The 13,492-nt window shown below is 39.9% G+C and carries 16 protein-coding genes and 1 other annotated feature; of the genes, 3 read left to right on the forward strand and 13 right to left on the reverse strand.

The genetic code is table 11. The annotated features are described in order from the left end of the window. Positions 1-179 precede the first annotated feature (179 nt). Both J2S23_RS10600 and gyrA read right to left on the reverse strand, forming a co-directional pair. Positions 180-929 carry a class A sortase gene (locus tag J2S23_RS10600; RefSeq protein WP_307122696.1) on the reverse strand — a complete coding sequence of 250 codons (750 nt, stop codon included), beginning with the start codon at positions 927-929 and terminating at the stop codon, positions 180-182. A gap of 13 nt (positions 930-942) precedes the next feature. Then, positions 943-3,399 (reverse strand): DNA gyrase subunit A, encoded by a 2,457-nt coding sequence (gene gyrA, locus J2S23_RS10605; RefSeq protein WP_307122697.1) that lies wholly within the window; start codon positions 3,397-3,399, stop codon positions 943-945. 186 nt (positions 3,400-3,585) lie between these two features. Here gyrA and J2S23_RS10610 point away from each other — a divergent pair, with 186 nt between their 5' ends. Both J2S23_RS10610 and J2S23_RS10615 read left to right on the forward strand, forming a co-directional pair. Continuing rightward, positions 3,586-4,569 carry an L-lactate dehydrogenase gene (locus J2S23_RS10610; RefSeq protein WP_307122698.1) on the forward strand — a complete coding sequence of 328 codons (984 nt, stop codon included), beginning with the start codon at positions 3,586-3,588 and terminating at the stop codon, positions 4,567-4,569. A gap of 350 nt (positions 4,570-4,919) precedes the next feature. Beyond that, positions 4,920-5,267 carry a DUF6568 family protein gene (locus J2S23_RS10615; RefSeq protein ID WP_307122699.1) on the forward strand — a complete coding sequence of 116 codons (348 nt, stop codon included), beginning with the start codon at positions 4,920-4,922 and terminating at the stop codon, positions 5,265-5,267. A gap of 58 nt (positions 5,268-5,325) precedes the next feature. Here the strand turns inward: J2S23_RS10615 and rplT are convergent, their stop codons facing one another. From rplT to J2S23_RS10640, 5 genes are all read right to left on the reverse strand, one after another. Continuing rightward, a complete protein-coding gene (gene rplT, locus J2S23_RS10620; protein ID WP_307122700.1) occupies positions 5,326-5,685 on the reverse strand; it encodes a 50S ribosomal protein L20 in 360 nt (119 codons plus the stop codon). 47 nt (positions 5,686-5,732) lie between these two features. Then, positions 5,733-5,933, reverse strand: coding sequence for a 50S ribosomal protein L35 (gene rpmI, locus J2S23_RS10625; protein WP_018372725.1), 201 nt, complete (start codon positions 5,931-5,933; stop codon positions 5,733-5,735). Positions 5,934-5,962: 29 nt separating this feature from the next. Continuing rightward, positions 5,963-6,490 (reverse strand): translation initiation factor IF-3, encoded by a 528-nt coding sequence (gene infC, locus J2S23_RS10630; RefSeq protein WP_307122701.1) that lies wholly within the window; start codon positions 6,488-6,490, stop codon positions 5,963-5,965. 13 nt (positions 6,491-6,503) lie between these two features. After that, positions 6,504-6,629 (reverse strand) — a sequence feature (ribosomal protein L20 leader region). Positions 6,630-6,644: 15 nt separating this feature from the next. After that, complete coding sequence (cmk, locus tag J2S23_RS10635; protein ID WP_307122702.1) at positions 6,645-7,334, reverse strand: (d)CMP kinase; 690 nt, start codon at positions 7,332-7,334, stop codon at positions 6,645-6,647. Between the two features lie 8 nt (positions 7,335-7,342). After that, on the reverse strand, positions 7,343-7,804 hold the full coding sequence (locus J2S23_RS10640) for an SAG1386/EF1546 family surface-associated protein (protein WP_307122703.1): 462 nt from the start codon (positions 7,802-7,804) through the stop codon (positions 7,343-7,345). 44 nt (positions 7,805-7,848) lie between these two features. On the opposite strand from J2S23_RS10640, the gene J2S23_RS10645 reads away from it, so the two are divergent. Continuing rightward, the gene (locus tag J2S23_RS10645; RefSeq protein ID WP_307122704.1) at positions 7,849-8,043 is read left to right on the forward strand and encodes a ferredoxin; all 195 of its coding nucleotides are present in this window, start codon (positions 7,849-7,851) and stop codon (positions 8,041-8,043) included. Here the strand turns inward: J2S23_RS10645 and J2S23_RS10650 are convergent. The 6 genes from J2S23_RS10650 to J2S23_RS10675 all read right to left on the reverse strand — a co-directional run bounded on the left by J2S23_RS10650 (position 8,032) and on the right by J2S23_RS10675 (position 13,300). Further along, entirely contained in the window at positions 8,032-8,526 is a 495-nt protein-coding gene (locus tag J2S23_RS10650; RefSeq protein ID WP_307122705.1) for an EbsA family protein, read from the reverse strand. The genes J2S23_RS10645 and J2S23_RS10650 overlap by 12 nt on opposite strands. 59 nt (positions 8,527-8,585) lie before the next feature. Continuing rightward, complete coding sequence (locus J2S23_RS10655; protein ID WP_370868719.1) at positions 8,586-9,260, reverse strand: TIGR01906 family membrane protein; 675 nt, start codon at positions 9,258-9,260, stop codon at positions 8,586-8,588. Positions 9,261-9,273: 13 nt separating this feature from the next. Continuing rightward, complete coding sequence (locus J2S23_RS10660; protein WP_307122707.1) at positions 9,274-10,044, reverse strand: TIGR01457 family HAD-type hydrolase; 771 nt, start codon at positions 10,042-10,044, stop codon at positions 9,274-9,276. Continuing rightward, on the reverse strand, positions 10,041-10,769 hold the full coding sequence (locus J2S23_RS10665; RefSeq protein WP_307122708.1) for an acyl-ACP thioesterase domain-containing protein: 729 nt from the start codon (positions 10,767-10,769) through the stop codon (positions 10,041-10,043). Before J2S23_RS10665 ends, J2S23_RS10660 begins: the two co-directional genes overlap by 4 nt. Next, positions 10,769-11,908 carry a radical SAM family heme chaperone HemW gene (gene hemW, locus J2S23_RS10670; protein WP_307122709.1) on the reverse strand — a complete coding sequence of 380 codons (1,140 nt, stop codon included), beginning with the start codon at positions 11,906-11,908 and terminating at the stop codon, positions 10,769-10,771. Before hemW ends, J2S23_RS10665 begins: the two co-directional genes overlap by 1 nt. 78 nt (positions 11,909-11,986) lie before the next feature. Then, positions 11,987-13,300 (reverse strand): FAD-containing oxidoreductase, encoded by a 1,314-nt coding sequence (locus J2S23_RS10675; RefSeq protein ID WP_307122710.1) that lies wholly within the window; start codon positions 13,298-13,300, stop codon positions 11,987-11,989. Between the last annotated feature and the right edge of the window lie 192 nt (positions 13,301-13,492).

Raw genomic sequence — 13,492 nt, forward strand, 5'->3', positions numbered from 1 at the left:
TGGACATGTTCATCTGCTTTCTATACTGAGTTGGGGAATTCTAGTATATCAGACGAACATGTCTTTTTTGTTGCACTTCATTTTACAACGCGGGATTTTTTGAGGAACACTAAAACGAGTGAACAATTACCACTTAACAGAGGCAATCCATTCACTCGTTTCAAGTTAGTTTGAACAATCTATAATTGAATCTGATTATAAGACGTATTAAAGGCTTTTCGAATGCTTTCATCAGCAGCATCATAGGCAACTGAAGATTCTAGCGTTCCCTTAACAATGGTCCTAAACTCTGCTCCAGCATCTTCACAAGTTACTAGAGTGATTTCCGTAACACCAGGAACATCATCAACAACATCTACACGATCAGGAGTGACCGTTTCGACAGTGGTTAACACATAGGTATAAACTGTAGTCTTATCCGTCACGTAAATTTTCATGCCAGGTGTCCCATTTTCAAGCGGCGAAAAGAGCATACTGCTTGCCCCTGTAATCCCAAAAACGTGATGGCTTGCCAAGGCATAATTCCCCTGACCCATGACCTGGTCTTCCTTCATCGTTCCAGCTCCATAATGAAGGGCTGTATTATCCAAACCTTTAAAAATGGGGAGATTTAAGTTTAGCTCTGGAATGGCGATGCCTCCAATGACCGGTAACTGCTGAGCAGCCCATTGATTGGCTAAAACGGATTCTGTTGAGAGAGACTCAACTTCATCAAAAGCAAAGCTTGCATCCTTTTCTTTATTTGTTTCGATTTCTTCCACAGAAACTTTTTCAACCTGGTATTGATTGGTTCTCCAGGCAATTATGGAATTCCTGATTGAAGTGTTAAAGATTAACAAGAGAGATAAAACAAATAAGAGAAAAATAATGACGTTCGTTAGTCGACTTTTAAAGGATTTCTTTTTCTTACGTAAACGTGTTTGTGCCAAATTAATTTCCTCATTATTCTTCAGTATCAGTATCAGTTGACTCTTCGTCAGCAACATCAACCAGTGCAAATGTCATGATCTTAGCATCGCTATCAAGCCTCATCACCTTAACCCCCTGTGTCGAACGACCAGTTTGAGAGATATTGGCAACATTGGTTCGGATAATGACTCCAGTATCAGTAATAACCATGATGTCTTCATGTCCTTCAACGGTCAGTAGTCCAGAAAGAGAACCATTTTTTTCAGTGATATTAGCCGTTTTAATCCCTTTACCTCCGCGACCTTTCGTTGGGTATTCAGAAGCTGAAGTCCGTTTACCATACCCTTTTTCAGTCAAAATGAGAACTTCCTGATCATCGGTAATGGTTGAAGCACCAACTACTGCATCCCCAGAACGCAGATTGACCCCTCTCACACCTGTAGCAGTCCGTCCCATATTGCGGACGTTTGAAGCTTTAAAGCGAACTGAGTAACCAAACTTGGTTCCAATAATGACATCGCTATCGTCTGTTGTTAAAAAGACGTTAATTAATTCATCATCATCTTTAAGATTGAGAGCTTTAAGACCATTTTGACGAATATTGCCAAATTCAGAGACACTCGTACGCTTCACAATTCCTTGACGTGTCGTAAAGAAAAGGTAGGCGCCTTTTGCTTCATCTGCTTTGATGTTAATCAGTGTTTGGATACTTTCCCCTTCGTCTAATTTTAGAAGGTTAACAACAGGAAGACCTTTAGCTGTCCGACCATACTCAGGGATTTCATACCCTTTTAATCGGTAAACACGCCCTTTATTGGTGAAGAAGAATAGATGATCATGGGTACTCGTTGAAACCATTTCTCTGACAAAATCGTCATCCTTGACCCCTGTCCCTTGAACACCACGTCCACCACGTTTTTGAGCAGTGAACTCATCTTGAGAAAGACGTTTGATGTACCCTTTGTTAGATAGCGTAATGAGCACATTAGTCTCTTCAATCAAGTCTTCATCTTCTAATGACAAGACTTCTCCCACCATCAGTTCCGTACGGCGTTTATCAGCATATTTACGTTTCGTTTCTTCAAGTTCTTCTTTGATGATGGTCACTATACGTTCTGGTTTAGCTAAGATGTCAGCTAAATCAGCAATTAAAGCAATTAAATCATCGTATTCGGATTGAATTTTGTCGCGTTCCAAGCCTGTCAATCGACGCAGACGCATATCTAGAATCGCTTGACTTTGACGTTCTGATAGGTCAAAACGACTCATCAATTCAGCCTGAGCCTCAGCATCCGTTTCAGAATTTCGGATAACACGAATTACTTCATCAATATGATCAAGAGCAATTAATAACCCTTCTAAGATATGGGCACGAGCTTCTGCTTTTTCCTTATCAAAACGTGTTCGACGCTCAACAACTTCCTTTTGATGCTCAATATAGGCCGTCAATATTTGACGAATAGAGAGAATTTTGGGAACACCATTCTCGATGGCCAACATATTAAATCCAAAATTGGTTTGAAGGCTAGTCATCTTAAAGAGATTGTTCAAAATCACATTGGCAGAAGCATCACGACGGACTTCAACAACAAAACGTACGCCTTCACGACTAGATTCATCGCGAACTGCTGTGATCCCTTCGATACGCTTTTCTTGTGCTAAACGAACGATGTGTTCATGAACCTTGGTCTTGTTAACCATATATGGAAACTCAGTAACAACAATTCGTTCACGACCATTTTTAAACTCTTCAATCTCTGTCCGCGCTCTGAGAACAATTGATCCCTTACCAGTTTCATAAGCACGATGAATCCCAGATTTGCCCATAACTAGAGCTCCAGTTGGAAAATCTGGACCAGGCAGGACTTCCATAATATCCCGAGTTGTTGCGTCAGGGTTATCCATCAATAAGTTGACAGCATCAATCGTTTCCCCTAAATTATGCGGCGGAATGTTAGTAGCCATACCTACCGCAATACCAGTTGCACCATTGACCAGTAAGTTTGGAAATCGCGCTGGTAAAACGAGAGGTTCCCGTTCACTGGCATCATAGTTATCTTGAAAATCGACGGTATTCTTATTGATATCACGAAGCATTTCGAGCGCAATCTTACTCATTCTAGCTTCTGTATACCGTTGTGCAGCAGCACCATCACCGTCCATAGAACCGAAGTTCCCGTGGCCATCAACAAGCATGTGACGATAAGACCACCACTGAGCCATCCTCACCATTGCTTCATAGATTGAGCTATCTCCATGAGGATGGTATTTACCCATGACATCCCCGGTAATACGAGCTGATTTTTTATGAGGTTTATCTGGGGTAACCCCTAGCTCGTTCATCCCATAAAGAATACGTCGATGAACGGGTTTAAGGCCATCACGGACATCTGGAAGCGCTCGAGCAACAATGACTGACATGGCATAGTCAATAAAGCTGGTCTTCATCTCCCGCGTCAAATGGACATCAACTAATTTTTTATCCTGCATTAAAAAATGCCTCTTTTCTAGTTCACAATTACTCTTTATTATACCATAATTTGCCTAAAAAATCTGTTGTTTCTTTAGTGTTCTAAACGTTTTCATTTACTTTCAATGGATGACAAAAAAATTAAAAAATGCTAGAATAGTAATCGTAAGGGACTTCCCTATTAAATTTAAGGAGATGTTTTAAACATGACTACTGTTAAACAACACAAAAAAGTAATTCTTGTCGGCGATGGCGCTGTTGGTTCATCCTATGCCTTTGCCCTTGTAACTCAAGGAATTGCACAAGAACTTGGTATCGTTGATATTGCTAAAGAAAAAACTCAGGGCGATGCAGAAGATTTAAGCCACGCTTTGGCATTTACCTCACCTAAAAAAATCTATGCAGCGGAATATTCTGATGCTCACGATGCTGACTTAGTTGTCTTAACAGCTGGTGCACCTCAAAAACCAGGTGAAACTCGTCTCGACCTTGTTGAAAAAAATCTCCGTATTAACAAGTCTATCGTTGAATCAATCGTTGCTTCAGGTTTCAATGGTATTTTCTTAGTAGCAGCTAACCCAGTTGACGTTTTAACATACTCTACTTGGAAATTCTCTGGCTTCCCTAAAGAGCGCGTTATTGGTTCAGGTACTTCTCTTGACTCTGCCCGTTTCCGTCAAGCCTTAGCTGAAAAAATCGGTATTGATGCACGTTCAGTCCACGCTTATATCATGGGTGAACATGGAGATTCCGAGTTTGCAGTTTGGTCACATGCTAACGTTGCTGGTGTAAAACTTGAACAATGGTTACAAGATAACCGTGATGTTGACGCCCAAGGTCTTGTTGATCTCTTTATCGGCGTTCGCGATGCTGCTTATTCTATCATCAACAAAAAAGGCGCTACCTATTATGGTATTGCCGTAGCTCTAGCACGTATTACTAAAGCAATCTTAGATGATGAAAATGCTGTTCTTCCTTTGTCAGTCTTTCAAGCTGGTCAATATGAAGATGTTGAGGATGTCTTCATTGGCCAACCGGCTATTGTTGGAGCTCACGGTATTGTGAGACCAGTTAATATCCCACTTAACGATGCTGAATTGCAAAAGATGCAAGCATCAGCGAAACAATTGAAAGATATTATTGATGAAGCATTTGCTAAAGAAGAGTTCGCTTCTGCAGCTCGTAACTAATTCAATAAAGTATTGATGAGGCTAGGATTTAAATCCTGCCTCTTTTTTGTTTACAACAGAGCATTATGACAAAAACCATGGCTACGAAAGCACTTCCCGCAGAGCATCAGATGAAAACGAAGCTGATAAATGTTAAAGCTGTATGATAATTTGCCTTCTAAATCAATCTATTTGTACTCGTTAAGGAGGTAAAAATGAATCCAAAACTAAATAGGTTGATTGTAGTCAATTTTGCGAGACAAAAAGACCACACCTGTTTTTTTAAAAGTGGTCTTTTAAGCCTTTCTTTGGATTTTATTAAAAAAATGTGGCATACTTAAAGTATAAATTAAAAGAAAAGAGGTTTAGCCATGACACCATTTGAGAAGGATATTAAGGACTTAACACCAGTAACGATCGACCATGCTGAACAGACCATTTCTAAGGGAGAATCTGCTGTTTATTTCATTGGGCGAGGGACTTGTCCTTATTGCCGGAAATTCGCTACTAAATTAGCTAATGTAGTAGCTGATACAGATGCTGCTGTTTATTTCGTCAACTCTGAGCAAGCGGATCAATTGGATCAATTAAGCCAATTTAGAGGTCAATATGGAATCCCAACAGTGCCAGGTTTTGTTCGAGTTCTTGACGGACAAGTAACCGTCCGCTGCGATTCAGGAATGACAGAGGCTGAAATTAAAACATTTATGGGTGCGTAGTCATCATGTCACTGTAAAAAGCATAATAAAAAAGAGTTGGGTCCCCAACTCTTTTTTATTATTTTGCTAATTGTTCTTTAGCTGCATCTGCAAGAGCAGTAAATGCTGCTGCATCGTTAACAGCCAAGTCAGCCAACATTTTACGGTTAACATCGATTTCAGCTTTTTTAAGGCCGTTCATCAATTTAGAGTATGACAAACCGTTCATACGAGCTGCCGCATTGATACGTGTGATCCATAATTTGCGGAAGTCACGTTTCTTCTGACGACGGTCACGGTATGCATAGTAATAAGAGTTCATAACTTGTTCTTTAGCCGTACGGAACAAGATATGTTTAGCGCCATAGTAACCTTTAGCGAGTTTTAAAATACGTTTACGACGTTTGCGTGATACAACGCCACCTTTAACACGAGCCATTTATAATTCCTCCGAATAATTCTTAATTTAGTAAAAGCAAGCTAGGCTTATTTCAAACCAGTCAACATTGCTTTAATACGTGCGAAGTCACCAGAATGTACCATAGATGCTTTACGAAGGTGACGACGTTGTTTCTTAGTCTTACCGTGGAAACGGTGAGATGTATAAGCACGGAAGCGTTTAAGACCGCCTGAACCTGTACGTTTAAAACGTTTTGCAGATGCGCGGTGAGTTTTTTGTTTTGGCATAATAGTCTCCTTTTTCTGTCAATCGACGCTTATTTTTTTTCAGCTGGGGCTAGTTGCATGAACATTTGACGTCCATCCATTTTTGGCTTTTGCTCAATAACCGCTACATCTTGAGTAGCTTCAGCAAATTCAGCCAGCACCTTGGCTCCAACTTCTTTGTGAGTGATCATACGACCCTTGAATCGAATAGATACCTTCACTTTGTTTCCTTTTTCAAGGAATTTCACAGCATTACGAAGTTTTGTATCAAAGTCTCCTTTATCAATAGTAGGACTAAGACGCACTTCTTTTACTGTCACAACGCTTTGTTTTTTGCGTTGCTCTTTTTGTTTTTTCTGGTACTCAAATTTGAACTTGCCATAGTCCATAATTTTCGCAACCGGCGGTGTAGCTTGGGGCTGAATGAGCACCAAATCAACGTTAGCTTCATCGGCGATGGCCTGTGCTTCGCTACGTGGTTTAATACCTAACTGCTCACCTTCAAGGCCGATGAGACGAACTTCACGGACACGGATTTCATCATTGATGAATAAGTCTTGCTTTGCTATGGTTGTCACCTCTTTTTTTATTTGAGAAAATCAAAAACGAACTTGCCAACACAAGTCCGTTCTACACAATATTCCCATAGGAAACTTAGCATGTAGAGCCAGACAACGTTAGTCGCAAGGCGAGAAGTTCTCACTTCTGCTTTTCTCATTAACATCTAGTTTATCAGATACTTGATTCACTGTCAAGGATTTGTTTTGCTTTTTCTAAAATAAATTGCACCACTTCTGAAATGGAAACACCCGTCGTGTCAAATTCAATAGCATCATCTGCTTTTTTGAGAGGAGATGCTTCACGTGTACTGTCTTTGTAGTCACGGGCAGCAATTTCCTCTTTTAGTGTTTCTAAATCAGTTGGAATTCCTTTAGCAAGGTTTTCTTTATAGCGTCGCTCTGCGCGTTCTTCCACTGAAGCAATTAAAAAAATCTTTAACTCGGCATCCGGAAGAACTACCGTACCAATATCACGTCCATCCATAATGATACCACCTTGCGCAGCGATTTGTTGTTGCTGCTCTACCAACTTGGCACGAACCTCAGGAAAAGCCGAGACCCACGAGACATTGTTGGTGACATCATTTTCACGAATACGTTTAGTCACATCCACATTATTAAGAAAGACTCGTTGGTTTTCATCTTGTCCGCGTTCAAAACGTATGGGATATTGGTCTAAACCTTTAAGGATTCTATCTAAATCGTTTTCTTGCCACCCATTTTCAAGCACCATCAAGGTCGCACAGCGATACATGGCACCAGTGTCTAAATAGGTATAGCCAAGTTCTTTGGCAATGAGTTTGGCTACAGTAGATTTGCCACTTGAAGCAGGACCATCAATGGCTATTTTAATTTTGTTCATTGATTCTCCTAATCCACTCTAACAACATCGCCAGGATTAGCATACCAAGCACCCGTTTGCAAAAATTCAGGATTTAACTCATAAAGACGCTCAATAGTAATACCTGCTCGAGATGCAATCTGGCCTGCTCCTTCTCCTGCTTGTACCGAAAGCGTATTGCCACTCCACTCAGAAGAAGAAGACTCCGTTGATTCAACAGGTGTCTCTTCCTCTACAACAGTAGTTTCTTCTGATGCTTGACTAGAGACAGCATCAACTCCTGGGTTAAAAAAAACATCTGTAGCTTCACCCGTTTTACTACCACCAATAGACAGATAAATCGACACCCCGATAATCAAGGTCACTATAACCGCAAAAGCCACCATTAAAATCGTAAAGAACTGGGCAGTTCGATCCTCTTGACGCCCACGGTTCGTTCTGCGACTTACATTATCAAATAATTTCCCTTCCCAGGGTTTTTTATTTGCCATCATTTCTCCTTGTATAATCTTAAATATCGTATTAAAATAGTCTTATGAAAGTATCTATTATTCCTGAACATTGTATTGCTTGTGGTCTTTGCCAGACCTACTCACCTGTTTTTGACTATGATGATGATGGTATCGTCATCTTTAGTCAATCTAACAAACGTGAGCTAGAGCTTCCTCATGAACCCAATATCATCAAAGCCGTTAAAGAATGCCCTACAAAGGCTCTCTTACTTGACTGATCTTTTGGCTTGTTCACTGTAGTAAGTTTCAAAATAATCTAATTTAATCAAATGGTCTGTTAACTCAACTTCCCCTTTAAAGCTTTCTTCAAGCGCTATGGCATTCACAAAATACTTTTTAGGCCATTTTCGCATATGAAAATCTCGACCGTTAGGGTATTTATCTGAAAAAATCGTTATAGAACTATAAGTGACTTCAATCCTAGAGATACTGGCGATTGGAATGGTATGGGACTTCCAGGGATTTGCAGACTTAATGGTAAGATTCCCATCCGACTCAATGACGAAATAACGTTGTAGCCCTAAAAATACTAGCACCGCACAACCAAGCATGAGAAGATAATAAGGAATACTCACGCGCGCTCTCTCATACAGTAAAATCAAATAAATAAAAAAGGGTGTTAAAACAAGAGACCAATAGATAATGGACCATGACAATTCTGGTTGCCAATGGTAACGCAACTTGCCAAAAATTTTAATCATACCAACCCCTCCACTCCTTCTATTTTATCATAAAAACCCTTTAATAGTAGATAAGGGCTTTAAATTTTTTTGTCATTTTTTGGCGTCTTAAAAAATTCATTATTTCTTTTCTTAAACTGCTTTGGTTTTGTCCACAAATAGCCTGCTATCGCTAAGCATTCGTAAAGTACAAAAAAGAGAAGAAAACAGTGTAAAAAATACCTCTCCGGTAAAATTAAGATGACTGGGTCAAGACTTGGATGAAATAGCCAGGTAGAATCTCCAGGAAAAAGAATCTGGTGGAAGAGGACAAAAAATCTGGAAAAACCAATCATTCCAGCAAAACAACCTATTGCTATTGGCGTTACCGCCATAAGCGCAAACCATTTATTGAGTAATCCTTTGGTTCCACTTTTGTGGGCCTTTTTTAAAAACAATACACTTGGCAATAAGGTCATTAAAAATAGCCCTTGTGCAAGATGAAAGAGTTTCTTGACGGCCTCAAAATGATAGAGGCCATCAGCAGATGATGGAAAATCAGGCATAGCCAAGGTCCATTGAAAAGGGTTGGTTAGATAATTGAGTAATACATTAAAATTATGCTGTATCGTCTCCGAATCAAGCGTGACTAGGGATTCTAATCCTAGCCACTCAATTTCAAGGGGATAAAGTAGCCAAGCGATAGAGATAGTTAACACGATGGCTAACGCCAACAGGCAAAGGAATGTCAGCGCAAGACTAAGTTTTGTTTTAATAGGTAAAGAGGGTTTAATCATTGAAGCTCCACTCTGATAGACTGTTTAGGACATAGGTTGGAGCTATAGGAAGGCTCTCTACCTCATCTGCCTTAGTAAAGCCTGTTAATACAAGAAGGCTATCAATCCCATTATCAATTCCTGCGCGAATATCCGTCATGTAATTATCCCCAATCATGAGGACATCAGTCTTCGTCATATCTAAACGCTCCAATGCTTTTTCCATCATGATAGCCATAGGTTTACCAATGTATTTTGGATCAACTCCTGTTGTTGCAGCCAGTAACTGATTAAGAGAGCCTGCTCCTGGCAGTTCGCCTCTTTCTGTCGGAATACGTAAGTCCGGGTTGGTCCCAATAAAATGAGCACCCTTTTGAATCGCTAGACTGGCAAGGGCGAATTGTTCGTAGGTCACTTGGCTATCCAGTCCGACAACAACATAGGCTGGATTTTCTGATTCATCCGTATAGCCAGCATTAGTGACAGCTTCTCTTAGACCTTTTTCACCGATGACATAAGCTGATTGGCCTAAGTCCATCTCATCCATATAGTCAACCGTTGCTAAACTCGCTGTGTATATCGTTTCTATAGGCGTTTGGATATTAAAGTTTGTAGCTAGATTATCCTGAACCATCTCAGGGGTTTTTGTTGTATTATTGGTCACAAAAAGATAGGGAATCCCTCTAGCTTGCAAGTCATGAACAAAGGCCTCAGCAGCTGGTATACGTGTCTTACCTCTGTAAATTGTTCCATCTAAATCGATTAAATAGCCTTTATACGTCATAATACCCTCCAAGAAATAATGGCTTGAGCATTCGTTTGTCCATCAGAGCCTATTTGGTGGTGGCTAACGAGTCCATCCATCTCAAACTCTGATGAGACATCTCCACCCGGCGACACTTCACGATTATACTTCAAGTGAATGTGCCGAGGAACATGAGTTTTTAAAAACTCATAGCCTAGAACATCGTACATCCAATCTAAATACTTACTATTGTTCACATGACCATTCATATCAATATCAAAGAAACGGACATGATAGTTGGCTTTTGAAGGCTTCTCTAGACTCTTATATTTAGCGCCACGAGCAATCTTTTTAACTTTTTCAGAATGATACGGTTCTAGCAAATCCTCTGGAACTGGAACAATTTTACGCTGTTCTAAATCCATTAATGCGAAGTATGATTCAACACGCATCAGTAATTCGCCTGTCTCGTCCATCACTTCGAAACGCCTATGACAAATGAGTTTATTATAGGAAACCGCCTCTGTACGAATCGTCACGTTCTCAGAAAATCTTGGTAATCTCACAATATCAAACTCATAATCAGTAACAATCCAAACAAGACCGTAAGTTTCCAAAACATAAACATCACTCCGATTCAACTCAGCAGAGTGCTGACCAGAAACATCTAATAATTTAGAAAGAAAGGGCGGTAATTTGAGATTACCATTGACATCTGAAAAGTCAAAAGGAATGGTAAATTTTTCTTGATAGGCATGTCCCATTAGTTTTCCTCCAAAATAAAGTGCTCAGCTACGGTATCTCCTAAAAAGAGACCTTTTTTTGTCATTTGAATCTGCTTACGATTCGGTTTTAAGAGTCCATCTGCTATTAATTTATCAATAACTGCACCATAACGGTCTTCAAAATCTGTCTCAAATTTTTCTTCAAACCGAGCGACTGAAACACCTGTTTTTTTACGAAGCCCTAAAAAAAGTTCTTCTTCCATCATTTCTTCCTTGGTCAAAATTTCTTGACCTAAGCGAGCATGCTTTTCTTCAGCAATAGCTTTTAAATAATGTTGAATAGGGCCTCGATTCCGATAGCGAATACCATTAAGATAACCCGAAGCACCTGCTCCAAACCCATAATACTCACTATTATCCCAATACATGAGATTATGTCGACTTTCAAACCCAGGTTTGGTAAAATTGGAAATTTCATAGTGCTCAAAGCCATTCGCCTCAAGTTCATTCAAGATATATTCAAACATATCTGACTCTAAATCTTCATGCGGTAAGTGAAGGTGCCCACGTCTTTGACGATTCATAAAGACTGTATGGTTCTCCAAAATTAAGCTATAAAGACTAAGGTGAGGAATATCGAGTTCTAAAGCTTTTTTAACATTATCCTTAACCTGCTCCATGGTCTGATTAGGGAGAGCATAGATTAGGTCAATTGAAATGTTATGAAAACCAGCTTCCTTGAGGCTGTTAATGCTCTCATAAATCATAGCTTGATTGTGACCGCGTCCGATTTGTTTGAGCATTCGATTGTCAAAGGTTTGAACCCCCAAAGACACACGATTAACCCTTGAACGTTTAAGGACTTCAATTTTTTCCGGATCTAGATCACCAGGATTCGCTTCAATCGTAAATTCTTCTATTTGACTAAGATCGAGCTGCTTTTCTAAATTACCCAATAAAAAATCAAGCTGTTTAGCAGAGATTGCAGTCGGTGTCCCACCGCCAATATAGAGCGTTCTCAAGGCTGGAACGTCAGCGGCTATGACCTCCTCAATGAGACTTTCTAGATAAGCATCAACAGGCTGATTTTTGATAAAAACCTTTGAAAAATCACAATAAAAGCATATTTGTGTGCAAAAAGGTATATGAACATAGGCTGAAGTCGGTTTTTTGTGCATGTTGTTATTATACCACAAAGACAAAAGGGAAACAGTTCAAAAAATCCCACTCTTACATATAGAGTAGGATAGGGTCGCCTAGAAGGCAAATAAATCATTGAAGTTCTCAACCATGGTTGGATGGGTAAAGATTTGATTTTGGAAATAGGTAGCAGGGATATGATTATCCATTGCCATCTTAACGAGGTTTATCAACTCATGGGCTTGAGCACCAAAGAAGGTCGCGCCCAAGATTTGTTTACTCGATTTGTCAACAACTACCTTATAGGCCCCTCTTAAATCCGCATTAACATGGCCACGGGGCATCGCTGCAACAGGTATTGTCTTTGTTAGATAGCTAAGGCCTTCTTTCTCAGCTTGAGCCTCAGTTAAACCGACCTGAGCTAAAGGCGGTGTTAGAAAAGTACTCGTTGGGATTGCTTTACGCTCTTTCAAACTATATGTTGTCAAGCCATTAAGGTAGCCATTGACAATACGAAAATCATCTAGCGAAATGTAGGTGAATTGTGGGCCACCGTTAACATCCCCAACAGCAAATACACCTGGAACGGTTGTTTGACAAAAATCATCTACTTTGATTGCTCCGCGTTCAGTCAAGGCGATATCTGTCGCCTCGATATTCAGTCCTTCTACATTTGGCTTACGGCCGGTCGCATAAAGCACTACATCGAAGAGAAAATCACCCTGATCTGTGGAGACTTGAACAGAACCATCAACTGAGGAAACAGCTGTAATCACACTAGAAAGATTGAATTTAATTCCATCTTCTTCCATATAGTTTTTGGCCATTTGGGCAATCTCTGGCTCAAAGCGACTCAAAATAGCATCAGCACCATCAAAAACAGTCACTTGACTGCCGAGTTGATTATACAATCCCGCAAATTCTAAGCCAATATTTCCAGCCCCAATAATGCCGAGATGCTCAGGGCGATTCTCAAGCTGTTGAATCCCTGTAGAATCAACAACATTTGCTGTGTCTGTTAAACCAGAAATTGGAGGGATGATAGAAACAGCACCTGTATTAATAACAATCGTTTCAGCTGTCAGTTGACGAACCTCATCTCCTGCAACTACTTCAACGACTTTATTAGCAACAAATCGTGCCTTTGCATCAATCACATCAACACCGGCAGATACTGTCGCATAGTTTTTAGCATTCAGTCGAGTCACAACTGCATCTTTTTCAGCGATAACTTGGTCAAAATTTAGACCTTTTTCAGCAGCAACTAACATGGTTTTAGTAGGAATGCAGGCAATATTGATACAAGTTCCACCATACATCTCCTTACTCTGCTCAATTAAAGCAACCTTTTTTCCAGAACTAGCCTGTTTTGCAGCAAGTGTTTTGCCAGCTTTTCCAAAGCCAATGACTATGATATCGTAGGTTAACATCGCTTACTCCTTTTTCTTTTTACAAGGCCTATTTTACCATCTCACCTGTTATTTTGCACATTTCTGCTACAAAAACATAAAATAACTATGATCATTATGCTAAATTTCAAGTAGAAGTTAGCCATTTTTAAGAAACTGTGCAGGAGACAAATAGTTCAGTATTTTCTTAGGATAATGATTGATCCAATTTTC

The organism is Streptococcus moroccensis (assembly GCF_030812835.1).
GTDB classification, from domain to species: domain Bacteria; phylum Bacillota; class Bacilli; order Lactobacillales; family Streptococcaceae; genus Streptococcus; species Streptococcus moroccensis.